The organism is Mycobacterium sp. MAA66 (assembly GCF_041261665.1).
Taxonomy (GTDB): domain Bacteria; phylum Actinomycetota; class Actinomycetes; order Mycobacteriales; family Mycobacteriaceae; genus Mycobacterium.
Map to the genome: position 1 here is coordinate 110,142 of NZ_JBGCCC010000003.1, position 22,603 is coordinate 132,744.

At 66.1% G+C, this 22,603-nt stretch carries 26 protein-coding genes; 18 read left to right on the forward strand and 8 right to left on the reverse strand.

What is annotated here, in order from left to right:
• Positions 1–157 precede the first annotated feature (157 nt).
• Positions 158–1,039: a DUF559 domain-containing protein gene (locus ABIA30_RS12735; RefSeq protein WP_370065764.1), complete on the forward strand. Its 882-nt coding sequence runs from the start codon at positions 158–160 to the stop codon at positions 1,037–1,039.
• A gap of 67 nt (positions 1,040–1,106) precedes the next feature.
• Here ABIA30_RS12735 and ABIA30_RS12740 read toward each other — a convergent pair whose 3' ends face one another.
• A complete protein-coding gene (locus tag ABIA30_RS12740) occupies positions 1,107–2,324 on the reverse strand; it encodes an acetyl-CoA C-acetyltransferase (RefSeq protein WP_370065766.1) in 1,218 nt (405 codons plus the stop codon).
• A 53-nt stretch (positions 2,325–2,377) separates the two neighbouring features.
• Complete coding sequence (locus ABIA30_RS12745) at positions 2,378–3,346, reverse strand: SGNH/GDSL hydrolase family protein (protein WP_370065768.1); 969 nt, start codon at positions 3,344–3,346, stop codon at positions 2,378–2,380.
• Between the two features lie 203 nt (positions 3,347–3,549).
• Here ABIA30_RS12745 and ABIA30_RS12750 point away from each other — a divergent pair, with 203 nt between their 5' ends.
• The 6 genes from ABIA30_RS12750 to ABIA30_RS12775 all read left to right on the forward strand — a co-directional run bounded on the left by ABIA30_RS12750 (position 3,550) and on the right by ABIA30_RS12775 (position 8,627).
• On the forward strand, positions 3,550–4,587 hold the full coding sequence (locus ABIA30_RS12750) for an alpha/beta hydrolase (RefSeq protein ID WP_370065770.1): 1,038 nt from the start codon (positions 3,550–3,552) through the stop codon (positions 4,585–4,587).
• 42 nt (positions 4,588–4,629) lie between these two features.
• On the forward strand, positions 4,630–6,021 hold the full coding sequence (locus ABIA30_RS12755; protein WP_370065772.1) for a cystathionine beta-synthase: 1,392 nt from the start codon (positions 4,630–4,632) through the stop codon (positions 6,019–6,021).
• A gap of 105 nt (positions 6,022–6,126) precedes the next feature.
• Entirely contained in the window at positions 6,127–6,498 is a 372-nt protein-coding gene (locus ABIA30_RS12760; protein ID WP_370065774.1) for a CD225/dispanin family protein, read from the forward strand.
• Positions 6,499–6,500: 2 nt separating this feature from the next.
• On the forward strand, positions 6,501–6,929 hold the full coding sequence (locus ABIA30_RS12765; protein ID WP_370065776.1) for a DUF2752 domain-containing protein: 429 nt from the start codon (positions 6,501–6,503) through the stop codon (positions 6,927–6,929).
• Positions 6,930–6,982: 53 nt separating this feature from the next.
• Entirely contained in the window at positions 6,983–8,071 is a 1,089-nt protein-coding gene (locus ABIA30_RS12770; protein ID WP_370065778.1) for a hypothetical protein, read from the forward strand.
• A gap of 1 nt (position 8,072) precedes the next feature.
• Positions 8,073–8,627, forward strand: a complete 555-nt coding sequence (locus ABIA30_RS12775; RefSeq protein WP_370065780.1) for an RDD family protein — start codon at positions 8,073–8,075, stop codon at positions 8,625–8,627.
• Here ABIA30_RS12775 and ABIA30_RS12780 read toward each other — a convergent pair.
• Complete coding sequence (locus ABIA30_RS12780; protein WP_370065782.1) at positions 8,611–9,777, reverse strand: acyl-CoA dehydrogenase family protein; 1,167 nt, start codon at positions 9,775–9,777, stop codon at positions 8,611–8,613. The genes ABIA30_RS12775 and ABIA30_RS12780 overlap by 17 nt on opposite strands.
• A 121-nt stretch (positions 9,778–9,898) precedes the next feature.
• Between ABIA30_RS12780 and ABIA30_RS12785 the strand changes: the two genes are divergently transcribed.
• The 3 genes from ABIA30_RS12785 (at position 9,899) to ABIA30_RS12795 (ending at position 12,160) form a co-directional block, all read left to right on the forward strand.
• Complete coding sequence (locus ABIA30_RS12785; RefSeq protein ID WP_370065784.1) at positions 9,899–10,366, forward strand: DUF4190 domain-containing protein; 468 nt, start codon at positions 9,899–9,901, stop codon at positions 10,364–10,366.
• Between the two features lie 84 nt (positions 10,367–10,450).
• Positions 10,451–10,963 carry a TM2 domain-containing protein gene (locus ABIA30_RS12790; RefSeq protein WP_370065786.1) on the forward strand — a complete coding sequence of 171 codons (513 nt, stop codon included), beginning with the start codon at positions 10,451–10,453 and terminating at the stop codon, positions 10,961–10,963.
• 24 nt (positions 10,964–10,987) lie between these two features.
• On the forward strand, positions 10,988–12,160 hold the full coding sequence (locus tag ABIA30_RS12795) for a cystathionine gamma-synthase (protein ID WP_370065788.1): 1,173 nt from the start codon (positions 10,988–10,990) through the stop codon (positions 12,158–12,160).
• Here the strand turns inward: ABIA30_RS12795 and ABIA30_RS12800 are convergent.
• From ABIA30_RS12800 to ABIA30_RS12810, 3 genes are all read right to left on the reverse strand, one after another.
• Positions 12,157–12,816, reverse strand: a complete 660-nt coding sequence (locus ABIA30_RS12800; protein ID WP_370065790.1) for a GPP34 family phosphoprotein — start codon at positions 12,814–12,816, stop codon at positions 12,157–12,159. The genes ABIA30_RS12795 and ABIA30_RS12800 overlap by 4 nt on opposite strands.
• 18 nt (positions 12,817–12,834) lie before the next feature.
• Complete coding sequence (greA, locus tag ABIA30_RS12805) at positions 12,835–13,329, reverse strand: transcription elongation factor GreA (RefSeq protein WP_370065792.1); 495 nt, start codon at positions 13,327–13,329, stop codon at positions 12,835–12,837.
• A 166-nt stretch (positions 13,330–13,495) separates the two neighbouring features.
• Positions 13,496–13,918 carry a DUF4307 domain-containing protein gene (locus tag ABIA30_RS12810; RefSeq protein ID WP_370065794.1) on the reverse strand — a complete coding sequence of 141 codons (423 nt, stop codon included), beginning with the start codon at positions 13,916–13,918 and terminating at the stop codon, positions 13,496–13,498.
• A 112-nt stretch (positions 13,919–14,030) separates the two neighbouring features.
• On the opposite strand from ABIA30_RS12810, the gene mca reads away from it, so the two are divergent.
• The 4 genes from mca to ABIA30_RS12830 are packed head-to-tail and all read left to right on the forward strand — an operon-like array spanning position 14,031 to position 17,529.
• On the forward strand, positions 14,031–14,897 hold the full coding sequence (gene mca, locus ABIA30_RS12815) for a mycothiol conjugate amidase Mca (RefSeq protein WP_370065796.1): 867 nt from the start codon (positions 14,031–14,033) through the stop codon (positions 14,895–14,897).
• On the forward strand, positions 14,897–15,187 hold the full coding sequence (locus ABIA30_RS12820; RefSeq protein ID WP_370065798.1) for a hypothetical protein: 291 nt from the start codon (positions 14,897–14,899) through the stop codon (positions 15,185–15,187). The genes mca and ABIA30_RS12820 overlap by 1 nt, the downstream gene beginning before the upstream one ends.
• Complete coding sequence (locus ABIA30_RS12825; RefSeq protein ID WP_370065800.1) at positions 15,180–17,156, forward strand: thioredoxin domain-containing protein; 1,977 nt, start codon at positions 15,180–15,182, stop codon at positions 17,154–17,156. Before ABIA30_RS12820 ends, ABIA30_RS12825 begins: the two co-directional genes overlap by 8 nt.
• Before the next feature lie 10 nt (positions 17,157–17,166).
• The gene (locus ABIA30_RS12830; protein WP_370065802.1) at positions 17,167–17,529 is read left to right on the forward strand and encodes a nuclear transport factor 2 family protein; all 363 of its coding nucleotides are present in this window, start codon (positions 17,167–17,169) and stop codon (positions 17,527–17,529) included.
• Positions 17,530–17,577: 48 nt separating this feature from the next.
• On the opposite strand, the gene ABIA30_RS12835 is transcribed toward ABIA30_RS12830, so the two are convergent.
• Positions 17,578–18,291, reverse strand: coding sequence for a hemolysin III family protein (locus ABIA30_RS12835; RefSeq protein WP_370066308.1), 714 nt, complete (start codon positions 18,289–18,291; stop codon positions 17,578–17,580).
• A gap of 104 nt (positions 18,292–18,395) precedes the next feature.
• On the opposite strand from ABIA30_RS12835, the gene ABIA30_RS12840 reads away from it, so the two are divergent.
• The 4 genes from ABIA30_RS12840 (at position 18,396) to ABIA30_RS12855 (ending at position 21,612) form a co-directional block, all read left to right on the forward strand.
• Positions 18,396–19,193 carry a (2Z,6E)-farnesyl diphosphate synthase gene (locus ABIA30_RS12840; RefSeq protein ID WP_370065805.1) on the forward strand — a complete coding sequence of 266 codons (798 nt, stop codon included), beginning with the start codon at positions 18,396–18,398 and terminating at the stop codon, positions 19,191–19,193.
• Positions 19,194–19,196: 3 nt separating this feature from the next.
• Positions 19,197–20,558: a hypothetical protein gene (locus ABIA30_RS12845; RefSeq protein WP_370065807.1), complete on the forward strand. Its 1,362-nt coding sequence runs from the start codon at positions 19,197–19,199 to the stop codon at positions 20,556–20,558.
• 128 nt (positions 20,559–20,686) lie between these two features.
• Complete coding sequence (locus ABIA30_RS12850) at positions 20,687–21,106, forward strand: hypothetical protein (RefSeq protein ID WP_370065809.1); 420 nt, start codon at positions 20,687–20,689, stop codon at positions 21,104–21,106.
• Positions 21,107–21,210: 104 nt separating this feature from the next.
• Positions 21,211–21,612 (forward strand): hypothetical protein, encoded by a 402-nt coding sequence (locus ABIA30_RS12855; protein ID WP_370065811.1) that lies wholly within the window; start codon positions 21,211–21,213, stop codon positions 21,610–21,612.
• On the opposite strand, the gene coaA is transcribed toward ABIA30_RS12855, so the two are convergent.
• Positions 21,613–22,551 (reverse strand): type I pantothenate kinase, encoded by a 939-nt coding sequence (gene coaA, locus ABIA30_RS12860; protein WP_370065813.1) that lies wholly within the window; start codon positions 22,549–22,551, stop codon positions 21,613–21,615. It lies immediately after the preceding gene.
• Positions 22,552–22,603 lie beyond the last annotated feature (52 nt).

The window sequence follows — 22,603 nt, forward strand, 5'->3', positions numbered from 1 at the left end:
CGTCGATCCTGTACTGAGGGCCTGAGCCACTCGAAGAAAAGCGCCGTGACTTCAGGATCGACTGGCGCTATCCACAGTTGGCGGTTCATCCACACACCAGAGCGTTGGCGGCAGCCGCTGCAACTCCGATGTCGGCGGGACACCGGACGGTGGCGTCATGGCCAGCGATTCGGAACCCTTCATCGGCAGCGATGCGCTTACCAACCGGATACTCACCCGGCACGAGTTGCGCCGCTACCACCGAGCGATCATGCCAAATGTATACCTGGACAGGCGAATTGGTCCGTCGCTGCGTCAGCGTACGAAGGCGGCGTGGTTGTGGTCTGGACGTGAAGCTGTCATCGCTGGAAGTGCCGCGGCCGCATTGCACGGTGCAAGATGGGTGCCTGATGCTGCGCCGGTAGAACTGATCTACGCCAACACCAGGCCGCCTCGGAACGTCATCGCCCGTGATGACCTGATCTTCGATGCTGAGATCCAACGCATCGACGGTCTGCCTGTTACCACTGCGGCGCGCACAGCCTTTGACATGGGTCGACGAGGGAGTCTCCACGATGCCATCGCCAGATTGGACGCACTCGGTGCGGCCACCGGGTTCACCGCCGCCGAGGTATTTGCCGTGGCTGGGCGTCATCGCCACACCCGCGGGCTGCGTCAACTGGAGCGAGCGCTGGATCTCGTTGATCCCGGCGCCCAATCGCCCAAGGAAACCTGGCTGCGGCTGCTGCTGATACGCGAGGGCTTCCCGCGACCGCAGACCCAGATCCCGGTGTTGGATCCCAGTGGGCATCCGAAGTGCTACTTGGACATGGGGTGGGAGGACCTCATGCTCGCAGTCGAGTACGACGGGGCTCAGCACGCTACTCAACTCGGCTACGACATCGCCCGGAACGAGTACATCGCCGATCTCGGGTGGACGGTCGTCAGGGTGGCCGCCGGGCACGGGAGGACCGACATCATTCTTTGGATGAACCGGGCCTGGGCGCGGGCCCTGGTATCGCAGCAACCCGGGAGCGCCCACCGCCCAGAAACACGTTGACCCTGTACCTGGGGCGCATGTCACTGGGACAAATGCGCCCTGAGTACAGGGTCAACGGAAAACGAAACTAGGAAAGCCGCTCGATGACCATGGCCATGCCCTGGCCACCACCGACACACATGGTCTCGATGCCGAACTGCTTGTCATGGGTCTGCAGGTTGTTGATCAGCGTCGCGGTGATGCGGGCGCCGGTCATACCGAACGGGTGGCCCAGAGCGATGGCGCCGCCGGAGACGTTCAGCCGGTCCTCATCCATGCCCAGGGCACGGGCCGAGCCCAGGACCTGCACGGCGAAGGCCTCGTTGATCTCGTAGAGGTCGACGTCACCGATGGTCATGTTGGCGTGGCCCAGAGCCTGCTTGACCGCCTCGATGGGGCCCAGGCCCATGATCTCCGGCGACAGACCCGACACACCGGTCGAGACGATGCGGGCCAGCGGGGTCAGGCCCAGCGCCTTGGCCTTGGTGTCGCTCATGATCACCACGGCGGCGGCGCCGTCGTTCAGCGGGCAGGCGTTACCGGCGGTGATGGTGCCGTTCGGCCGGAACACCGGCTGCAGCTGGCTGATCTTCTCGTAGCTGGTGCCGGCCCGCGGGCCGTCGTCCTTGGACACCACGGTGCCGTCGGGCAGGGTGACCGGGACGATCTCGCGCTCGAAGAAGCCCGCGTTGATGGCGGCCTCGGCGCGGTTCTGCGACCGGACGCCCCAGTGATCCTGGTCCTCACGGCTGACGCCGGTGTGGATGGCGACGTTCTCGGCGGTCTGACCCATGGCGATGTACACGTCGGGCAGCACGCCGGCCTCGCGCGGATCGGTCCATTCGGTGGCACCCTCGGCCTGCTTGGCGGTGCGGGCCTGGGCCTCGTCGAACACCGAGTTCTTGCTGTTCGGGGCGCCGTCGGCGGCACCGATGCCGAAGCGGGAGACGGTCTCGACGCCGGCGGAGATGAAGGCGTCGCCTTCGCCCGCCTTGATGGCGTGGAACGCCATGCGGGTGGTCTGCAGCGACGACGAGCAGTACCGGTTCACGGTCGTGCCCGGCATGAAGTCGTAGCCCAGCTCCACAGCGACGGCGCGGGCGATGTTGTAGCCGGCCTCACCGGCGGGCTGTGCGCAGCCCATCATCAGGTCGACGACGTCGCGCGGGTCCAGCGCGGGCACCTTGTCCAGTGCGGCGCGCACCATCTGGGCGGCGAGGTCGTCGGGCCGCATGCTGGCCAACGAGCCCTTGACGGCGCGGCCGATGGGAGAGCGCGCGGTGGCGACGATGACGGCTTCGGGCATGGCAGGGGCTCCTAGTCAGATCCAAAAAATCCAGGAATGGCTTCTTCCAGAATCTAACCCGTCACAGGTGCGATGATCGGCGCGGGTACGCCTGTGGTGCGACGCCACAAACGTGAGATCCCGGCCAGCCGCGCCAGGAGGCTGGTCACGTCGGCGCTCCGGGAAACCAGCGCAGATTTCGGTGGCGAGTCAGAGCCCAACTCTCCCAACGCTTCACACAGCGCCGGCAGCAACTGCTGGGCAGCCAGCGAGTACCCCGCCGCCGACGGATGGAACATGTCCGCTGAGAACAGCACCTCCGGTGCCTTGCGGAAGTCCGGGGCCAGCAGATCGGAGAACGGCACCGGGACTCCGCCGGCCGACCGCACCAGGCCGGCCTGCGCACGGGCCAGTCGCAACCCCCGGCGGCGGGCCACCCAGCGCAGCGGCTGGGGGATCGCCGAGATGGCGCCGAAATCCGGGCAGGTGCCGACCACGACCACCGCGCCGCTGTCCTCCAGACGGCGCACCGCGGTGCCCAGCCGTCGCGCGGACGGCCCGATGCCGTTGACCGCGGTGATGTCGTTCGCGCCGATCATGATGACCGCGGCGTCGGGCGGCCGGCCGGCCACGAACATGGCGTCGATCTGGCCGGACAAGCCCTTGGAGGTGGCACCGACGATGGCCTTGGTGGACAACCGGATCCGTTTGCCGGACTGCTCGGCCAGCCCGCGGGCCACCAGTACGCCCGGCACCTCGTCGGCGCTGTGGCAGCCGTAACCGGTGGCGGTCGAGTCGCCGAAGATCATCAGGTGCAGGTCGAACGGTACGCCGCGGGACCATTTCTCGACCTCGCCGCCGCCCGGGTGGTACACACCGTCGGCGCGGGGCGGGACGTCCCAGGATTTGGGGATCACTCGGCGGGCCTTGGCGGCCTGCCCACTCAGCAGGTTTCTCGCCCCGAGGTACGCCGAGCCCGTCGATGCGAGCGTGGCGGTAGCCGCCAGGGCGATGGTCGTCCGACGCGGTGCGCGTATGGCCACGTCAGCCAGTGTAAGTGGGTTTTTCAGATTCGCGCGGCGAGCAACGACTCGCGGCGGTCACATAAATATATCGAGTCTGGCATCAATTGGAACAAGTAGCTTGTTGTATTAATTGACGGTGGCAAGCTAAGTTACCAAGGTTGTCTGAAGTGACGCAGCGCACAAGTTTCACCGGTACTACAAAGGCGTAGGAGATGGTGGCGATGACCGCACCGAGTAAATTGACCAGCTCACATAGCATTCCTATAGGTGCAGCTAGGGCTCGGAAACAGCGTCGATATCCGGTCAGTGACGGGGCACCGCTCGAGATCGTCGAGGACGGCCCGAGCCTGGCCGGACGGCTGATGGCACTGACAGCTACATTGGCTATCAAGTCAACTCTGACCGTCGGCAGCTACGCTCCCAAGCTTCCGTGGCCGTTCGGGATCGTGGACTTTGTCGCCCGGATCATGCGTCCGGTTCCCGGTACTATCCGCGCCACCATCGGCCTGCCGAACTGCAACGCGCAACTGGTGCGGGCGCCTGGTGTGCTGCCGGCCGACGGCAAGCGCAGCATCATTCTGTACATGCACGGCGGGGCATTCCTGTCCTGCGGCGTCAACACGCACGGCCGGCTGATCGGCTCGTTGTCCGAGTATGCCGATGCGCCGGTCCTTGCCGTCGACTACCGGATGATTCCCAAGCACTCGATCGGCGAGGCCATCGACGACTGTCACGATGCCTACCGCTGGCTCCGCTTGAAGGGCTACGAGCCGGACCAGATCGTGCTCGCGGGCGATTCGGCAGGTGGCTATCTGTCGCTGGCGCTGGCCGAGCAGTTGCACGTCGAAGGCGAGCTGCCGGCCGCGGTGGTGACGCTGTCACCGCTGTTCGAGATCGACAACGACGGCCGTATGCAGCACCCCAACATGCATTCCGACGCGATGTTTCCGCCGCACGCGTTCGATGCCTTGGTCGAGCTGATCGAGGCCGCCAACGGCCGCCGCGGCGAGGGCATCTACGAGCCGCTCGACCACATCGAGCCGGGGCTTCCGCGCACCCTGATTCACGTGTCCGGGTCCGAGGTGCTGCTCAACGACGCCCGCAAGGCAGCGCACATGCTCGCCGCCTGTGGCGTACCGGTTGAGGTGCATGTCTGGCCCGGCCAGATGCATGTCTTCCAACTCGGTGCCCCGTTGGTCAAGGAAGCCGAGCGGTCGCTCAAGCAGATCGGCGACTACATCCGCGAGGCAACCTGGTAAGCCCGGCTGCGCGCGTGTGGTGCGGCCTGACAACATGTACCCATGCGCATCGCCCGCCACGTCAGTGAGCTCATCGGCAATACGCCTCTGGTGCAATTGAACTCCGTGGTCCCCGAGGGGTCCGGACTGGTTGCCGCCAAGGTTGAGTACCTCAATCCCGGCGGCAGCGCCAAGGACCGCATCGCGGTCAAGATGATCGACGCCGCCGAGCAGGCGGGCCTGTTGGGTCCGGGCGGGACCATCGTCGAACCCACGTCGGGCAATACCGGCGTCGGCCTGGCGATCGTCGCGCAGCAGCGTGGTTACAAGTGCATTTTCGTCTGTCCTGACAAGGTCAGCGAAGACAAACGGAATGTGTTGCGCGCCTACGGCGCCGAGGTCGTGGTGTGCCCGACGGCGGTCGCCCCCGATCATCCGGACAGCTACTACAGCGTGTCCAACCGGCTGGCCACCGACATCCCCGGTGCCTGGAAGCCGGATCAGTACTCCAACCCCAACGGACCGGCCAGCCACTACGAGACCACCGGGCCGGAGATCTGGGCCGACACCGAAGGCAAGATCACCCATTTCGTTGCCGGCGTCGGCACCGGCGGCACCATCACCGGCACCGGCCGCTATCTCAAGGAAATCTCGGGTGGGCGGGTCAAGGTGGTCGGCGTCGACCCTGAGGGCTCGGTCTACTCGGGTGGCACCGGGCGGCCGTATCTGGTCGAGGGTGTCGGCGAGGATTTCTGGCCGTCGGCCTATGACCCATCGGTTCCCGACGAGATCATCGCGGTGTCCGATGCCGACTCTTTCGACATGACCCGTCGACTGGCTCGTGAAGAGGCGCTGCTGGTCGGCGGCTCGTGCGGCATGGCCGCGGTCGCCGCGATCAAGGTCGCCGAACGGGAAGGTCCCGACGCGGTCGTCGTCGTCCTGTTGCCCGACGGCGGAAGAGGTTATCTGTCAAAGGTTTTCAACGACGCGTGGATGTCCTCTTACGGGTTCCTGCGGAGCCGGCTGGACGGCTCGGTGCAGGAGTCGACAGTGGGCGATGTGTTCCGGGCCAAGTCCGGTGCGCTGCCCGACCTGGTGCACACCCACCCCTCCGAAACGGTGCGCGACGCCATCGGCATCCTGCGCGAGTACGGCGTCTCCCAGATGCCGGTGGTCGGCGCCGAGCCGCCGGTGATGGCCGGTGAGGTGGCCGGCAGCGTGTCTGAACGGGACTTGCTCTCAGCGGTTTTCGAGGGCCGGGCCAAGCTGGCCGACGCGGTGTCACAACACATGGGTCCGCCGTTGCCGTTGATCGGTTCGGGGGAATTGGTGTCGGCGGCGGCCAAGTCGCTGCGCGAGGTCGACGCGGTCATGGTCGTCGAAGACGGCAAGCCGGTCGGTGTGCTGACCCGCCATGACCTGCTGGGTTTTCTGTCGCAGGGCTCTGGGAGGTAGCTCGCCGCGGGCGGTGACCAACGTGCGCGAATATCGTGGCTACCAGGTCATTCTCAGGTAATGTGAGGCCCCTCGTGACCAGCTGAACAGCATGGGAAGGCGTCGATGACCGAGTATCCTCCTCCACCGCCTGGTAATTTTCCGCCGCCGCCTCCCGGTGGCTACGCGCCGCCTCCCGGCGGCTATCCACCGGCTGGTCCCCCGGACAATAACCTGGTCTGGGGCATATTGGTGCTGATCTTCTGTTGTCTGCCATTCGGAATCGTGTCGATCGTCAAGGCCACGCAGGTCTCCGGGCTCTGGGCCCAGGGTCAGTATCAAGCCGCGCAGGCGGCGGCCGATGACGCCAAGAAATGGGCCATGTGGGGCGCCATCGCGGGCGTAGTGGTGGCCGTGCTGTACGTGATCCTGGTGTTCGGCTTCGGGGTGGCGATGTTCTCGACGAATACCCCACCGACGTCGTCGTATTCGGGATAGGTATGCAGCTGTTGCCGCGGGCCGGTGCGATGAGTCCTCTCGTCGCGCCGCTGGCGGTGGCAGTCGCGGCCGGTTCGGCGTGTTGTCTGGTGTGGGCCGGCAATCCGACGGTGCCGGGTGGTCCGATACCGGTATGCCCGACGAAGGCGCTGTTCGGAATCGATTGCCCGGGCTGCGGAAGCCTGCGGATGCTGTATTCGGTCATGCACGGCGATGTGCCAACTGCATTGAAATACAACGCAGTTGGCCTCGTGGCACTCGTACTGCTCGTTTGGGCGTATGGCGCTTGGGCATATGGGCGGATCGCCGGGCGACGAGTGCGGAGTTGGCAACAACATCGTTGGGCGGCGGCGTCGGTACTGGCGGTAGTCTGCGTTTGGTCGGTGATACGTAACCTGCCCATCGCTCCGTTCAATAGTTTGTACGTGTAGTTCCATACCGGGGCTGCAGTCCGGTAGATCGAACATCTTCAAAGGAGGACACGTTGACGGATCCAACTCCGGGCAACGGGCCGCAGTCGCCAGAGGGTGACGCGACTCAGCAGTTCGGCGGCTACCAGCCGCCCCCGCAGGGTGACGCGACTCAGCAGATAGGTGGCTACCCGCCGCCTCCGCCCCCACCTGGTGGTGCGTACCCGCCGCCCCCGCCGCCTCCCGGTGCCTACCCTCCGCCCCCGCAGGGTGGTTACCCGCCGCCCCCGCAGGGTGGTTACCCGCCACCGCCCCCGGGTGGTTTTCCGCCACCGCCCCCGCCCGGTGGTGCGTACCCGCCGCCCCCGCCCGGTGGTGCGTACCCGCCGCCCCCGCAGGGTGGTTTCGCGCCGCCGCCTCCGGGATATGCGCCGCAGTACCAGGGTTATGGCGCTCCGGGTTCGGCCGCGCCGTTCAGCGTCGGCGAAGCGTTTTCGTGGGCCTGGAACAAATTCACCAAACACCCGGCCGAGTTGCTCGTCCCGACCTTGGTCTTCGGTCTTGTCTATGGCTTGCTGGAGTTCATCATCCAGTTGATCGGCGGCATGTTCACGACGGTCGACACCACGTCGGACACCTCGTATGACTACTCGGCCAGCTTCTCGATGGGTACCGGCGGCATCATCGTCTCGATCGTCGGGTACCTGGTGATGCTGGTCGTGATGGGTGCGATCCAATCCGCCTACATCGGCGGCATGTTGGATGTTGCCAACGGACAGTCGGTGACCATCGGGTCCTTCTTCAAGCCGCGCAATGTCGGCAACGTCATTGTTGCGTCGTTCCTGTCGGGCATCATCATCGGAATCGGCTTCGTGTTGTGCATCGCACCGGGCGTGATCGCGGCAATCATGTTGATTTTCACCGCAACTGCCGTGGTTGACCGCAGCCTGCCTGGCCTCGACGGCATCGCCACGAGTTTCAACATCGCCAAGGCGAACTTCGGTCCGGTGGCCCTCACCTGGCTGGTGACCGTCGCCGTGATTCTGGTCGGTGCACTGCTGTGCGGCGTCGGTCTGCTGGTGGCGTACCCGGTGGCCACTCTGATCACGGTGTACGCCTACCGTCGGCTCAGTGGCGGAATTGTCGCGCCGCTGACGCCGTAGGGTGTTCGTCCTGTGGGAGACGTTCGGCGGTCTCCCACAGGACAGCGGTGAATCTCAGGATGTATCAGGCGAATTGAACTACGCATCGTGGTGGTCGCGCTTATTGGCGGGCCTTGTTGACCGGCTGATCCCGTTGGTGGTGGTCGTGGTCGGCGGACTGGCGGAATACGCGACGCGCGCAAATGACTGCGTAGCCGACAACGCGGACTACAGCATCGGTCCTTATTGTGCGACCGGCAATTCCGTTGTGGGTGTTGTCCTATGGGTCGGGTGCCTGTTCCTCGCGGTGCTGTTCGTCGTCTGGAATGTCGGCTATCTGCAGGGCCGCACCGGAGCCAGTGTCGGCAAGCGGGCCATGAGGATCCGGCTGATCGGGGAGAACTCCGGGCAGCCGGTAGGTTTCGCCCGCTCGCTGCTGCGCCTGGTCGCCCATATTGCCGACGCGTTGTTCTGCTACGTCGGCTACCTGTTCCCGCTGTGGGATCCGAAGAAGCAGACGCTCGCCGACAAGATCATGAAGACGGTCTGCGTACGGGCCGTCAGCGAAACGCGCTGACCCCGGTCAGTGCCTGCCCGATCACCAGTTGATGTACCTCTGAGGTGCCTTCGTAGGTCAGCACCGACTCCAAGTTGTTGGCGTGTCGAATCACCGGATATTCCAACGTGATTCCGTTGGCGCCCAACAGAGTTCGACACTGACGGGCGATCTTGATGGCTTCGCGCACGTTGTTGAGCTTGCCGATGCTGACCTGTTCGGCGGTGATCTTGCCGGCGTCCTTCAACCGGCCGAGCTGCAAGGCCAGCAGTTGGGCCTTGCCCAATTCCACTGCCATGTCGGCAATCTTGGTCTGGGTGATCTGATAGCCGGCCAGCGTCTTGTCGAACACCATCCGGGTGCCGACGTAATCCAGCGTCGCCTCGAGGCAGTCGCGAGCCGCGCCGACCGCACCGAACACGATGCCGAACCGCGCCTCCGACAAGCAGCTCAGTGGGCCGGAAAGTCCACGCGCACCGGGCAATTGAGCCGACGCCGGAAGCCGCACGTCGTCCAAGCTGAATTCCGAGGTGACGGACGCCCGCAATGACATCTTGCGCGTCATCTCCCGGGCGCTGAAACCCGCTGTGTCGGTGGGCACCACGAATCCGAGCACGCCTTCCTCGGCGCGGGCCCACACCACGGCGACGTCGGCCACCGACGCGTTGGTGATCCACATCTTCGAGCCGTTGAGAACCCAGTCGTCGCCGTCTCGGCGCGCGGCGGTGCGCATGCCACCCGGGTTGGAGCCGAAGTCCGGTTCGGTCAGCCCGAAGCAGCCGATCAGTTCACCCGCGGCCATACCCGGCAACCACTGCTCGCGCTGCTGCTCGCTGCCCCAGTGGTGAATGGCGAACATGGCCAGCGAGCCCTGCACCGAGACCAGCGATCGCAGTCCGCTGTCGACGGCTTCCAGCTCCTGGCACACCAGGCCATACGCGGTCGCACTCGAACCGCTGCAGCCGTACCCGGTCAGGTGCATGCCCAGCAGGCCCAATTTGCCGACTTCGGCGGCGATCTCACGGACCGGCACCGAGCCGGTGTCGAACCATTCGGCGACGTGAGGCCGCAATCGTTGCTCACCGAATTGCCGCACCATGGTCCGCAATTCGATGTCCTCGGCGCTCAGCAGGTCGTCGGTGCCGAGCAGATTGTCGATAGAGGCGGTCATGGTCATGTTCTACACCGCGGCTTTGCCCCGCGACGTGCCCCGTCTACTTCTATCGCTGGTCATCTGTCCACTCGCGTAGGGTTCCGGACAATCGCACTACTAGGACTCCGATTGGTGGACGATGGCCGAACACGACCAGGGCTGGGGCGGCCCGGTGCCGGAATTCCCACCACCAGTTCCCGGATATCCGGGGTACAACCCTGCTGGGCCGGGAGCGCAGTATCCCCTGCCGCCGCAGTATCCCGTTGGCGCGCCGGGGTTTGCGCCCTCCTATCCGGGAATGCCGATGGGATATCCACCGCCGCGACGGACGAACGGTTTGGCGATCGCATCACTGGCCTGCTCGATCTTCGGCGTGTTCTGTTGTCTCACCGCGCTGCCCGGCGTGGTCATGGGTCACATCGCGATGTCGCAGATCAAGCGGACCGGCGAAGACGGCAAGGGCTTGGCGCTCGCCGGACTGATCATCGGTTATGTGGCGATGGCGATCGTGGTGATCTTTTTCATCTTGGCGCTGATCTTCCCCGCCATCGTCACCATGATCGGCGTGCCGGATTCGCCCACCCCGACTTCGACTTACAGCGGGTGAGCGGGCAGCGGCGCCGGTCGAGGGAGCGTCGTTGCGTAGATTTGCGTTCACTCGATCGTCAGCATGAGAGGTAGCGCAGAAGCTATGTCGTATCCAGGTCAGCCCGGCGACGGGTCCGGGCAGCAACCGCCGCTCGGCCCGGGAAACCCCTACGGTCAGGGTGGCTGGCCGCCGAATATGCCGCCGCCGAATGTGCCGCCGGCACCCGGTTCACCGCCTCCGATGTATCCACCTGCAGGGCAACCGGGGTATCCGCCGCCATATCCCTACGGCGGCCTACCGCAATACTCCGCTGACCCGTCGGCACCCTACGGTCGTGACCCGATGACGGGGTTGCCGCTGTCGGACAAGTCCAAGCTCACCGCCGGGTTGCTGCAGATCTTCCTCGGGTGGCTCGGCATCGGCCGGTTTTACTTGGGATCCAACAACATCGCCATCGCTCAGGTGTGCATCGGCGCGGCCGGTTTGGTCCTGACTGCTCTGTGCGGGATCGGATTCCTCCTACTGACCGGCGTCGGCATCTGGGGCCTGGTGGACGGGATCCAGATTCTGAACGGCTCGGTCCCCGACCAGTACGGGCGCAAGCTCCGAGACTGATCCGGCGCACTAGGCTTGCTCATCGTGAGCGAGCATCGCAGCAAGGCCGACCACTACCGGGCCTACGGCCCGGCCACCCGGGCGATTCACGCCGGCTTTCGGCCCGACCCGGCCACCGGTGCGGTCAACACCCCGATCTACGCCAGCTCGACGTTCGCCCAGGACGGCGTCGGCGGTCTGCGTGGCGGATTCGAGTACGCCCGCACCGGCAACCCGACCCGTTCGGCGCTGGAGACCCTGCTGGCTGCGGTAGAGGGCGGCACGTACGGGCGGGCCTTCAGTTCCGGGATGGCGGCGACGGACTGCGCGCTGCGTTCGGTGCTGCGTCCCGGCGACCACATCGTCATCCCCGACGACGCCTATGGCGGCACCTTCCGGCTGATCGACAAGGTGTTCACGCAGTGGGGTATCAGCCACACCCCGGCGCAGCTGTCCAACCTCGACGAGGTGCGGGCGGCCATCACCGCCAAGACCCGGATGATCTGGGTGGAGACGCCGACCAATCCGTTGCTGTCCATCGCCGACATCGCCGGCATCGTGCAGCTCGCCTCGGTGTCGGGAGTAAAGGTGTTGGTGGACAACACCTTTGCCTCTCCCGCACTGCAGCAACCACTTTCTCTCGGTGCCGATATCGTGCTGCACTCCACCACGAAATACATCGGCGGGCACTCGGATGTGGTCGGTGGCGCGCTGGTCACCAACGACGAGGAACTCGACACCGCCTTTGCCTTCCTGCAGAACGGCGCGGGCGCGGTGCCCGGTCCGTTCGACGCCTACCTGACCTACCGCGGCCTCAAGACGCTGCCGCTGCGCATGCAACGACACTGCGAGAACGCTTTGGTCGTCGCGGAATACCTCAACGACCATCGGGCGGTGAGCACCGTGCTCTACCCGGGGCTGAGCAGCCACCCCGGTCACGAGGTCGCGGCCAGGCAGATGAGCGGCTTCGGTGGCATGGTGTCCGTTCGGCTGGCAGGCGGGCACCAGGCTGCGCGTGAATTGTGCTCTCGCACCGAGATTTTCATTCTTGCCGAGTCGCTGGGCGGGGTCGAGTCGCTGATCGAGCTGCCTGGTGCCATGACCCACGCGTCGACCGCAGGCTCTCAGCTGGAGGTGCCGGATGACCTGGTGCGGCTGTCGGTCGGCATCGAGGATGTCGCCGACCTGATCGGTGATCTGGAGCAGGCGCTCGGCTAACTCAGCGCGCTCCGCAGCGCGGACGCGGTGACGGCCAGGTTGAGCTCGGCGACCCCGGTCGGCGACTCGTGCACCCAACCGCCGCCGGCGATTTCGGCGGCGCGGGCGTGTACCCAGCGCCAGCCCCGGTCGTTGAGGCTCAGTACCGAGCCCAACCCGTCGATCGCATGGAGCAGCGTCACGATTCCGGCCGTCGCCGGTGTCGGTGGCTGCCGGTCGAACAACGCGGCCAACAGTGCCGCCCGGGCCTGACCTACTCTCGACCGATCGGTCAGTGGGTAGGTGACGCTGCGCCGCCATATCGGACCGACATCGACCCGACGCAATTGGCGGGCCTGCTCCAATGCCGCAAGCAGACCGGATTCGGTGCTGCGGCCCAGCTCGGACAGCGCCACCCGAACGGGCAGCGGCCGCTGCCGCACGAGCTGCAGTGCCGGCAGGCTCACCGCATCGACGGGTACCTCAGACGCCAACGCGATCAATTGCCCGTCGGGCACCGGATCGCCGGGACCGGCCGGCCGGAGGTGGGACGCGCAGGCGAGGTCGAGCAACACTGCGCCGGACAACACCTGGCGCAGGCGGGCACGATCCAGACCTGGCTGTGCCGACGGATTGTCCAGCAACAGCAGCAACAGGTCCTCGGCTATCCGGGCCATCAGGACCTCAGCTGACCCTCAGGAGTGGTACGGCTCCGCGCTGACCAGGGTGACCTCGACCGTGTTGCCGTTGGGCACGGTGTAGGTGCGGGTCTCGCCGACCTTGGCGTCGATCAGGGCACCGCCCAGCGGGGACGCGGGGGAGTAGACCTCGAGCTTGCCGTCGCTGACACCCTCCTGGCGGGTGGCGATCAGGAAGGTCTCGGTGTCGTTCTTGTCGCCGTCGTAGTAGACCTTGACCACCGAACCGGGCAGCGCGATGCCGGACTGCTTGGGCGCTTCGCCGACCTTGGCGTTGTTGAGTAGTTCCTGCAGCTGACGAATCCGGGCTTCCTGCTGGCCCTGCTCTTCGCGGGCCGCGTGGTAGCCACCGTTCTCGCGCAGATCGCCCTCTTCGCGACGGTCGTTGATTTCGGCAGCGATGATCGGCCGGTTGGCGATCAGCTGATCCAGCTCCGCCTTCAACCGTTCGAATGCCTCTTCGGTGAGCCAGGTGACCTGGGTATCGGTCATGTCTGCCGCGCTCCTGTCGTAATCCCGGGCAGAAAGTGCCCGCTAAAGCAGCAATACACGGCCCCAGCCGGAACCGTGTATGGGCACAAGCGTACCACCGCCGTGTCGGTGAATATTCAGGATTTGGCTGTTCTGAGTTCCTTGACTAGACGTCTGGTGGGGTCGTTCAGGGCGCCACCAGATACTTCGGGACGTCGGTGCCACACCCGTAAACATCGCCCACGACCGGCGGTTTTGTCGATTTGACGATGGTCGACACCTGCACCGTCGGCACCGACGACGGCGGCACCAACACCTCGCGGCGTCCGGTCTCGCTGCCGTCGAGCGCTCGGGCCCGCACGATGCATACGACGGGCTGTGCGGGGTCCTGGCGGGTGACCGAGATGGTCACTCCGACGGTCTCGTCGTCCAGCAGCTTGTAGGTGCTCAATTCACCTTTGACGGGCGCGGTACCCAGCCGTTGGAAAGCGACCAACGCAAGCGCGACGCCGGCCACCACGATCAGTATCGTCAGGCCGATGACCAGCCGCCGACGGCCGGGCGCGGACAGTCGCTGCTGCCCGTAGCGGGCGGTGGGACGCTCGATCATCGGCGGTTTGGGTGCCCCTTGGGTCGGATCGGAATGTCTGGACTGGAACTATAGGACCAAGGACGACGGTTAGACCGGGCAGAGTGGTCGGACCGGAACAGATAGAGGACATGTGAGCGAACTGCGGTTGATGGCGGTGCACGCCCACCCCGACGACGAGTCGAGCAAGGGCGCGGCGACCACCGCCAAGTATGCGGCCGAGGGCGTGCGCGTCATGGTGGTCACGCTGACCGGCGGCGAGCGGGGCGACATCCTCAATCCGGCGATGGACCTGCCCGAGGTGCACGGCCGGATCACCGAGGTGCGTCGCGACGAGATGGCCAGGGCTGCGGAGATCCTCGGCGTCGAGCATCACTGGCTGGGATTCATCGACTCGGGACTGCCCGAGGGCGACCCGCCGCCTCCACTGCCTGACGGCTGCTTCGGTGTGGTCCCGGTCGAACAGCCGGTCGAGCGCTTGGTCCGGGTGATCCGCGAGTTCCGTCCGCACGTGATGACCACCTATGACGAGAACGGCGGCTATCCGCATCCCGACCACATCCGCTGTCATCAGGTATCGATGGCGGCGTATGACGCCGCCGCCGACTACATGCAGTTCCGGGACGCGGGCGAGCCGTGGAGCGTCGCCAAGCTGTACTACAACCACGGTTTCCTGCGTCAGCGCATGCAACTGCTGCAGGACGAATTCGCCAAGCACGGCGAGGTCGGCCCGTTCGACAAGTGGCTGCAGCATTGGGATCCCGAGCACGATCCGTTCGCCAACCGGGTGACCAGCCGCATCGAATGCTCGAAGTACTTCCAGCAGCGCGACGACGCACTGCTGGCGCACGCCACCCAGATCGATCCCAACGGTGACTTCTTCCGCGCTCCGATCGAGTGGCAGCAACGGCTGTGGCCGACCGAGGAATACGAGCTTGCCCGGTCGCGCGTTCCGGTGACGCTGCCCGAGACCGACCTGTTCACGGGAGTTTCGCTGTGATGACCACATTGACGTTGACACTGTTGGCCGATGCCCCCCGGCAGAGCGGCCCGGACTTCGGCAAGGCCAGCCCGGCCGGGCTGGTGATCACGCTGATCCTGCTGATCGCGGTGCTGACGCTGGTCTGGTCGATGAACAGGCACCTGCGCAAGCTGCCCGAGTCTTTCGATCCCCAGCATCCCGAGCCGGATCAGGCGGTGGACGACGGGACTGTCGGCCCGGTCGAGGGTGAGCCTGGTGCGGCAGATGGTGTCGCACCAGAAGCTGGGTCAGACTCCAGGGATGGCTAACACCCTCGGCTCGTCCACCAGTCCGTACCTGCGCCAGCACGCCGACAACCCGGTGCACTGGCAGCAGTGGACACCCGAGGCGCTCGCCGAGGCCGCCGAGCGGGATGTGCCGATTCTGTTGTCGATCGGATACGCCGCGTGCCACTGGTGCCACGTGATGGCCCACGAGTCGTTCGAAGACGACCAGGTGGCTGGGGTCGCCAACGCAGATTTCGTCTGCATCAAGGTCGACCGGGAAGAACGGCCCGACCTCGACTCGATCTATATGAGTGCGACCGTCGCCATGACAGGCCAGGGCGGCTGGCCCATGACGTGCTTCCTGACTCCCGATGGCCGGCCCTTCTTCTGTGGCACCTACTACCCGAAAGCCGGCTTCCTGCAGTTGCTTTCGGCGGTCACCGAGACCTGGCGGCATCGTCGCGACGAGGTCGAGCAGGCGTCCGACCGGATCGCCGATGAGCTGCGCAAGATGTCTTCGGGACTGCCCGGGGGTGGGCAGGCGCCGACGAGCGAGCTGTGCGATCACGCGGTGGCGGGGGTATTGGGTGACGAGGACACGGTCCGCGGCGGTTTTGGCCGGGCACCCAAGTTCCCGCCGTCAGCATTACTGGAAGCGCTGTTGCGGCACCACGAGAGAACCGGCGCAGCGCTGGATTCGGTCGAGCGGACCGGTATCGCGATGGCCCGCGGTGGCATCTACGACCAGTTGGCCGGTGGCTTCGCCCGGTACAGCGTGGACGCGTCTTGGGTGGTGCCGCACTTCGAGAAGATGTTGTACGACAACGCCTTGCTGCTGCGGGTCTACGCGCATTGGTTCCGGGTCACCGGTAATCCGTTGGCGCGCAAGGTGGCAGACGAGACCGCCCGATTCATCATCGGAGATCTTGGATCGGGTGGCATGTTGGTGTCCTCGCTGGACGCAGACACTGCCGGCCGGGAAGGCCTGACGTACGTCTGGACACCCGCTGAGCTGACCGACGTCCTCGGTGTTGATGATGGTCCTTGGGCCGCTTCGGTTTTCGGGGTCACCGAGACGGGAACGTTCGAGCGCGGCAGCTCGGTGCTGCAGCTGCACAGCGACCCCGATGATTGGCAGCGCTTCGAGCAGGTCCGGGCGCGACTGTCGGCGGTGCGCGCCGCCCGCCCGCAACCGGGACGGGACGACAAGGTGATCACCGCCTGGAACGGCTTCGCCATCACCGCCCTGGCCGAGGCGTCGGTTGCGCTGGATGAACCCGAATTCCTTGACGCAGCAACGGTTTGCGCGCGCCGGCTGCTGGAACTACACCTGGTCGACGGCCGGCTGCGCCGGGCCAGTCTGGGCGGCGCGGTGGGCGACAGCGCGGGCATCCTGGAGGACTACGCCGCGCTCGCGACCGGACTGTTGACGCTGCATCAGATCACTGGCTCGTCGCAGTGGTTGGCGGCGGCGCTGGGCCTGCTGGACGTCGCGCTGGAGCATTTTGCCGACGGGCAGGCCGATGTCGATGGGCGGTGGTTCGACACCGCGGACGATGCCGAGGCGTTGGTGTTGCGTCCGTCCGATCCGGTCGACGGCGCGACCCCGTCCGGCGCTTCGCTGATCGCGGAGGCGCTCCAGGCCGCCGCACACCTGGCGGCTGAGCCGCAGCGATATGCGGCTGCCGCCGCGGCCACGCTGGCGTCGGCGACACCGATTCTGGCCCGCTCACCGCGCTCGGGCGGGCATTGGCTGGCCGTCGCCGAGGCCGCGGTGCGTGGACCGCTGCAGGTCGCGGTCGCCTGCTCCGCGCCGGACTCCGAATTGCTTTCTGCCGCACGTAAACTCGCGCCCGGCGGGGCGGTGGTGGTGGGCAGCGGATCGGTGCTGCTGCAGGGCCGTGGCCTGGTGGACGGGAAAGATGCGGCGTACGTCTGCCGCGGCTCGGTCTGTGACCTTCCGGTCACAACCGCTGGGGATCTCGCCGGCGCGTTGCGCGCCGCCGTGTAGCGTGCGGCCCATGCCCAGTGCCGAGCAGATCACCGCAACCGTCAACCGCTACCTGGATATGGTCGACATCGCCAACGCCGACGAGATCGCCCAGTTGTACGCCTCCGATGCCACCATCGAGGATCCGGTCGGTGGTGAGGTGCACATCGGGCGTCAGGTGATTCACGGGTTCTACTCGAACATCGCGGGGACCAAGAACAGCCACGAGGTTCACACGCTGCGGGTCTGCGGCCACGAGGCGGCGTTCTTCTGGAGCCTGACCGTCAACGGCGCCATGCGCATCGACATCATCAGCACGATGACCTTCGACTCCGAGGGTGAGATCACCTCGATGAAGGCCTTCTGGGGCCCGGAGAACATCACCCAGCTGTAGCGATTTCGGCGCGCTTCGTCTCGCCCCGCGTTACCGGCGCGCCCGAAATCACCCAGAGAAGACGGCGAACCACATCGCGATGTAGTGGCAGATCGCCGCGACCGCGGTGCACGCGTGGAAGAACTCGTGGTGCCCGAACGTCGTCGGCCACGGGTTGGGCCACTTCAGCCCGTACAGCACCCCGCCGATGCTGTACAGCGCACCGCCCACGATCAGCAGCACCACTGCGGCGACGCCCGCGCTGTGCATGATCGGCCCGATGAACCACACCGCAACCCAGCCCAACAGCAGGTAGAGCGGTACCCCGACCCAGCGTGGCGCCGTCGGCCAGAACATCTTGAGCAATACCCCGGCGAACGCTCCGCCCCAGACGATCCAGAACAGCGTCATGCCGCCGCCGGAGCGCAATGCCAGCAGTGCGAACGGGGTGTAGCTGCCGGCGATGAAGATGAAGATCATCGAATGGTCGAGGCGCTTCATCCAGGTGCGGGCGTTCTGCGACTTCCAGGTCACCCGGTGGTAGGTGCCGCTGACGGTGAACATCGCCACGATGGTCAAGGTGTACAGCAGCGTGGCCAGCCCGGCGCGGGTGCCCTGCATCGCCCACGACACCGAGACCAGGGTCGCTCCGGCGAAGAAGGCCACCACTGCCGAGTAGACGTGGATCCAGCCGCGGGCGCGTGGCTTGCCGAGGAACTGGGCCACCGCCTCGGGCAGCGTCTCCGGTGGATGGATCGCCGCGGCGGATCGATACGGCTTCAGCGCGGCGGCGGAAGGTGCAGCTGCCGGATCGGTGGAATCGATCGTCACGTTCCCTCCACTAACAGCCATGGGTTATCCAGTGGTCCACAGTAGTCTGGTTTCTCGTGGACATCATTCCTCCGCGGCTCAAGGAACCGGCCTATCGGCTCTACGAGATGCGACTGCGCCAGGAGCTTGCGCATGCCAAAGCGCAACTGCCACGCCATATTGCGGTGCTGTGCGATGGCAACCGGCGTTGGGCACGTGAGGCAGGTCACGACGACGTCAGCTACGGCTACCGCATGGGTGCGGCCAAAATCGCCGAGGTCTTGCGGTGGTGCCAGCAGGCCGGCGTCGAGATGGCCACCGTCTATCTGTTGTCGACCGAGAACCTGAGGCGCGATCCGCAGGAGCTGGCGCCGCTGATCGACATCATCACCGACGTCGTCGAGGAGATCTGCGCGCCCGAGAAACAGTGGACGGTACGCACCGTCGGCGATCTGGAACTGCTGGGGGAGGAGCCGGCGCGCCGGCTGCGCGATGCGGTCGAACCAACCCGGGAGCGCGCCGGGGAGGGCTCCTTCCACGTCAATGTCGCGGTCGGCTACGGCGGGCGCCAGGAGATCGCCGATGCTGTTCGTACCCTGCTGGGCAAGGAACTGGCCAACGGCGCCACCGCCGAGCAGCTCATCGAAGCCGTGACCGTCGACGGCATCTCGGAGAACCTGTACACCTCCGGCCAGCCCGATCCCGATCTGGTTATCCGCACCTCGGGGGAGCAGCGGTTGAGCGGATTCCTGTTGTGGCAGAGCGCATATTCGGAGATGTGGTTCACCGATGCGCACTGGCCGGCATTCCGGCGAGTCGATTTTCTGCGGGCCCTGCGCGACTACACGCTGCGCAATCGGCGGTACGGCAAATAGGCCATGGCTGCGCTGTCGGCAGTGGTGTTCGCCCTCAGTTGGTGGCTGGGGCTGTACCTGTTGGCGCGCGATCCACGTAAGCCGATCCTGGCGTGGTCCGCGGTCGGGCTGTGCAGTTTCGCGGTGGTGGTCGCGGTCGACGCGGTCCGGCTGGCCAGCGGCTCACCCACTGGCCTGCTCAGTCACGTCGAGGCCTATCTGTCGGTGCTGCCCGGCATTGCCTGGCTCACGGTGTTGCTCGAGTTGGCCCGTCCGGTCGATTCGGCGCGTGGGCGCTGGGGTGCAGTGGTGGTGACGGCCGTGGCGTTGGTCGCGTTCGTCGGTGCCGCGATTTCCGGTGGCGTACACCCGCCACTGCGGACCGGGCACTGGGTCATGGTCGGAGCCATTTCGTTGTCGGCATTCAGTGCGCTCGTCTTGGCGGTGCGACGGCTGCGTCGTGGCGCGTCCTCGCGCAGGATCATCGCGCCGGTGGTGGCGGCGACGTTGTTCTTCGGGCTGGGCAATGCGATTCTGCTCATCCCGCTGGGACTGCTGCCGAGTTGGGTGGTGTTGGCGTCCGCGGCGTTCGATGTCTTGCTGCTGGGGATCGCGGTGGCCTGGTGGGACGCCTTCGACGAGGGGCAAGCGCTGCGCGCGGGCATGCGGCGATCGTTGGTGGGCAGCATGGCAGTGGCGGCGCTGTTCGGCGGCCAGGTGCTGACCGGCCTGGCGGTGACCGGCGAACACCAGGCCCTGATGGTCTTGCTGTTCACCAGCCTGGCAGTGGCGATCGCGATCAATGTATTGGCCGACCCACTGTCCGGGCTGCTGGACCGATTGGCCTTCTCCGGCGCACCGGATCTGCGCGCCGACCGTGCGGCGCTGCGTCGCACCGAGGCGGCGTTGCCGTTGCGGGCCAGTAACCCGCTGGACCACATGGATGACGAGACCTTTGTGCGGTTGACCCGCCGCGCGCTCGGCCACTATGCCGACCTGTCGAAGCTCGTGGCATCGCCGCTGACGACGCTGCCGCTGATCGATGACCGATTGGCCCGCCGGGGTGCGCCCGATCAGCCGCTGGAACGCGCCAACGAGCTCAAGGCTTTGCTGGCCGATCGGATTGGCGCGCTCAAACCACGCGACGCCGGCGACTTCGGCACCACCGAGCAGTGGCGGCACTACAACTCGCTGTACTTCCCCTACGTGGTGGGTGTGCGGGCCTACGCGCAGAACGCCACCGCGGCCGGTCTGGACCCGGTGGCGCGGCAGGCGTGGCAGTGGTTCGTCACCGAGGTGCCCCAACGTTCCCTGCACAATTGGCAGAACGCAGCCGCGCGGGTGATCGCCGCCGACCTGCGTGGCACGGCGGTCACAACGTCTTGACGCGCGGCACCGCCGTGACCTGCCGTTGGCAGTGATTGGCAGCGTTTGGCGTCGATCTGGCAGCAGTCCTTGAGCAGTGTCATGGGTGTTCGTTCTTCCGACACCGGCACTCCCGAGGAGCAACTCTCATGGCCGTCATCACCATCAGGAGAACCACCCCCGCCCTATCCGACAGTTCCGATTCACTGCTGCGCTTCGCCCTTCGTGTCGACGGCACCTTGTGCGCGCTCGTCGGCCTGCTGGCCGCGATGGCCGCCGAGCCGCTGTCGAGGGTGTCGGGTCTGTCGTCCACGTCTGAATGGCTCACCGGGGCGTTGCTGGTGGGTTGGGGCTTTGCGCTCTACCTGCTGGCGCGGGCCCGCGGCATCCGCAGGGTCGGCATCGGTGTACTGGTCGGGAACCTGGTCGCCACGGTCGCGGTGGTCGGTGTGCTGGCCGCCGGCGTACTCCCGCTGACCCCGACCGGCAACGTCATGGTGCTGGCCGTGATGACCGTCGGGCTGGGTTGCGCCTGGCTGCAATACCTCGGAGTGCGCCGTCTGGCGTGACTCCCTCCCCGCCGGGCGGGGGCGTCGCTGACAGAGGTTGCAGTTGACGTCCCCGCGCCGGCCTTCCTTCCTGCCATCCGATAACCAACACGAGAGGAAACACCATGACCGCCATTGCTTCTGAGCCCAAGACCCGTTCCGACCGCCTGCTGCGGTTGGCCCTGCGCATCGATGCCACCTGCAGCGGCGTCAGCGGGGTCCTGCTGGCCGCCGCTGCCGGCTGGCTGTCGGACAGATCGGGCCTGCCACTGGCCGTCGAGTATGGATTGGCGGCCGTCCTCGTCGCCTATGCCGTGGCCGTCTTCGGGGTGTCACGCCTCGCGTCGGTGCGCCGGCCCGGGATCGTGGTGGTGGCCGCGAACCTGATCTTCACGGTGGCGGCGGTGCTGGTCATCGTCGACGACGTCTGGCCGCTGACAACGCTCGGCGTGACCTTGATGATCGTCAGCGCGGTGTACACGCTGGCGATGGCCGAGCTGCAGTACGCCGGCGTCCGCCGGGCCTGATCACAGCTTGCGCAGGCGCAACCGGTTGATCGAGTGGTCGGCGTCCTTGCGTAGCACCAGGGTGGCTCGCGGCCGGGTGGGCAGGATGTTGTTGATCAGGTTCGGCAGGTTGATCGACTGCCAGATGTCACGGGCGGCGAAGATCGCCTGCTCGTCGGTCAACGTCGAATAGTGATGGAAGTGCGACTGCGGGTTGGAGAAGGCTCCGGCCCGCATCGCCAAAAACCGGGACACGTACCAGTTCTCGATGTCCTCGATCCGGGCGTCGACGTATACGGAGAAGTCGAACAGGTCCGAGATCATCAGGGCCGGGCCCGTTTGCAGGACGTTGAGTCCCTCGATGATGAGGATGTCGGGATGCCGCACGACGACCTTCTCACCCGGCACGATGTCGTAGATCAGGTGCGAATACACCGGGGCGGTCACCTGATCGGCGCCGGACTTGACCGCGGTGACGAACCGCATCAACCCCCGGCGATCATAGCTCTCCGGAAAACCCTTGCGGTGCATGATGTTTCGACGCATCAGTTCGGCATTTGGGTACAGGAAGCCGTCGGTGGTGACCAGGTCGACGCGCGGGTGGTGGCCGAAACGGGCCAGCAGCGCCTGCAGCACACGGGCGGTGGTCGACTTGCCCACCGCGACGCTGCCGGCGACGCCGATGATGAACGGCACCGGCCGGTCCGGGTTCTGTTGTGGCTCTCCGAGGAATTCGGCGGTGGCGGCGAACAGTCGCTGTCTGGCGGCCACCTGTAGGTGGATCAACCGGGCCAGCGGCAGGTAGACCTCTTCGACCTCGAGAAGGTCGATCTGTTCGCCCAGACCACGCAGACCCAGCAGTTCGTTGGCGGTGAGCTTCAACGGAGTCGACATACGCAGGGCGCGCCACTGTCGGCGGTCGAATGCGACGTATGGACTCGGCTCAGTCGGCCGCGGCATGTGTTCAGTCTTGCAGTTATTGCGACGCAATGAACGCGGGGGTACCGGCTAA

Coding starts and splice junctions, on each gene's coding strand:
- ABIA30_RS12735 (WP_370065764.1), top strand. CDS start 158: ATGGCCAGCGATTCGGAACCCTTCATCGGCAGCGATGCGCTTACCAAC.
- ABIA30_RS12740 (WP_370065766.1), bottom strand. CDS start 2,324: ATGCCCGAAGCCGTCATCGTCGCCACCGCGCGCTCTCCCATCGGCCGC.
- ABIA30_RS12750 (WP_370065770.1), top strand. CDS start 3,550: ATGACCGCACCGAGTAAATTGACCAGCTCACATAGCATTCCTATAGGT.
- ABIA30_RS12755 (WP_370065772.1), top strand. CDS start 4,630: ATGCGCATCGCCCGCCACGTCAGTGAGCTCATCGGCAATACGCCTCTG.
- ABIA30_RS12760 (WP_370065774.1), top strand. CDS start 6,127: ATGACCGAGTATCCTCCTCCACCGCCTGGTAATTTTCCGCCGCCGCCT.
- ABIA30_RS12765 (WP_370065776.1), top strand. CDS start 6,501: ATGCAGCTGTTGCCGCGGGCCGGTGCGATGAGTCCTCTCGTCGCGCCG.
- ABIA30_RS12780 (WP_370065782.1), bottom strand. CDS start 9,777: ATGACCGCCTCTATCGACAATCTGCTCGGCACCGACGACCTGCTGAGC.
- ABIA30_RS12785 (WP_370065784.1), top strand. CDS start 9,899: ATGGCCGAACACGACCAGGGCTGGGGCGGCCCGGTGCCGGAATTCCCA.
- ABIA30_RS12790 (WP_370065786.1), top strand. CDS start 10,451: ATGTCGTATCCAGGTCAGCCCGGCGACGGGTCCGGGCAGCAACCGCCG.
- ABIA30_RS12800 (WP_370065790.1), bottom strand. CDS start 12,816: ATGGCCCGGATAGCCGAGGACCTGTTGCTGCTGTTGCTGGACAATCCG.
- greA (WP_370065792.1), bottom strand. CDS start 13,329: ATGACCGATACCCAGGTCACCTGGCTCACCGAAGAGGCATTCGAACGG.
- ABIA30_RS12810 (WP_370065794.1), bottom strand. CDS start 13,918: ATGATCGAGCGTCCCACCGCCCGCTACGGGCAGCAGCGACTGTCCGCG.
- ABIA30_RS12820 (WP_370065798.1), top strand. CDS start 14,897: ATGACCACATTGACGTTGACACTGTTGGCCGATGCCCCCCGGCAGAGC.
- ABIA30_RS12825 (WP_370065800.1), top strand. CDS start 15,180: ATGGCTAACACCCTCGGCTCGTCCACCAGTCCGTACCTGCGCCAGCAC.
- ABIA30_RS12830 (WP_370065802.1), top strand. CDS start 17,167: ATGCCCAGTGCCGAGCAGATCACCGCAACCGTCAACCGCTACCTGGAT.
- ABIA30_RS12845 (WP_370065807.1), top strand. CDS start 19,197: ATGGCTGCGCTGTCGGCAGTGGTGTTCGCCCTCAGTTGGTGGCTGGGG.
- ABIA30_RS12850 (WP_370065809.1), top strand. CDS start 20,687: ATGGCCGTCATCACCATCAGGAGAACCACCCCCGCCCTATCCGACAGT.
- ABIA30_RS12855 (WP_370065811.1), top strand. CDS start 21,211: ATGACCGCCATTGCTTCTGAGCCCAAGACCCGTTCCGACCGCCTGCTG.
- coaA (WP_370065813.1), bottom strand. CDS start 22,551: ATGCCGCGGCCGACTGAGCCGAGTCCATACGTCGCATTCGACCGCCGA.